Genomic DNA, 703 nt, shown 5'->3' with positions numbered 1-703 from the left:
CCAATAGTACGATAAGTTAAATCCGTTTCTAATTCACTCGCCTCACTCACCTGCAAAATTTCTGAACATAAATTACTCATACTTATACGTCCAGCTATCGGATTAGCTCGGTTGGCAGTATCTTCAAATAAAATATAGGGATAACCTGATTCAAATTGAATTTCTGCTAATGTCTGGAAAAAGACACGTGCATTTATTTTCTTTTTACGAATCTTTGCATTATCAACAAAGGATCGATAATGTTCCGTCAAAGAAATATCGCTAAAGGGTTTGCCTGTAACACGCTCAATATCATAAGGTGAGAATAGATACATATCCTCATTATTCTGTGCAAGCTCAAAAGTAATATCAGGGATAACCACACCAAGCGAAAGAGTTTTAATTCTGACCTTTTCATCAGCATTCTCGCGCTTTGTATCCAAAAATTTCATAATATCTAAATGATGCGCATGCAAATAAACAGCACCAGCGCCTTGCCGTGCACCAAGTTGATTGGCATAAGAGAAAGAATCTTCTAGAAGTTTCATCACAGGTAAAACACCTGAAGATTGGTTTTCTATTTTCTTGATCGGTGCTCCTGCTTCTCGTAAATTCGTCAAACAAAGCGCTACACCCCCACCGCGTTTCGAAAGTTGTAAAGCTGAATTAACTGAACGACCTATTGACTCCATATTGTCTTCAATCCGCAACAAAAAACAGGATA

1 pseudogene is annotated in these 703 nt (G+C 37.7%); it reads right to left on the bottom strand.

Going from position 1 to position 703, the window contains the following annotated elements:
- Positions 1-703 (bottom strand): annotated as a pseudogene (locus ACFIK8_RS08915) (ribonucleotide-diphosphate reductase subunit alpha); the annotation flags it as partial.

The organism is Bartonella sp. MR168JLCBS (genome assembly GCF_042194175.1).
Note: the sequence above shows the minus strand (reverse complement) of the source record. Positions and strands in the feature narration are given on the sequence as shown.